A 509-nucleotide genomic window follows, 5' to 3' on the forward strand; every position below is an offset into this window, starting at 1 on the left:
CCACCCTGGCCGTCGCTCACCGTCACCGGGATCACGATCGGGCCGTTGTTGTCCACCGGCGGTGTCACCGTCAGCACGCCCGTGCTCGGGTCGTACTCGGCCACCACCCCAGGCGGCAGGCTGCTCAGGTCCGGCGTGATCGTCAGCACGTCGCCCGGGTTCGGGTCGCTGAAGTAATCCCCCAGGTCCACCGACACTTGCGTGCCGTCCACCGCCGGCACGATCAGGTTGGTCGGGTCCGTCGGGTCCACTTCCGGGCTCTCCGGATCGCCCGGGTTCGGGTCTTCCAGCACCGGCGGCTGGTTGGCCACGTTCACCGTGTGCGTGGCGCTGTCTTCCGCTCCGTCCTGGTCTCGGATCGTGTAGTTGATCACCACCGGGCCGCTCACGCCGGGCGCCGAGGTGAAGGTGTAGCTGCCGTCCGGGTTGCGCACCAGCGTGCCTTGCGTCGGGTCTGCCAGCTCCGCACTCACCACTTCGAACGGGTCTCCATCCGGGTCCGTGTCGTT

General features: G+C 68.8%; 1 protein-coding gene. It reads right to left on the bottom strand.

Annotated features, from left to right (window positions below):
• Positions 1–509: Ig-like domain-containing protein (locus tag QQK43_RS23395; protein ID WP_284309669.1), on the bottom strand; the 509-nt coding region annotated here is incomplete at both ends.

The sequence above is a fragment of the Hydrogenophaga electricum genome, assembly GCF_030160815.1.
Lineage (GTDB): Bacteria > Pseudomonadota > Gammaproteobacteria > Burkholderiales > Burkholderiaceae_C > Hydrogenophaga > Hydrogenophaga electricum.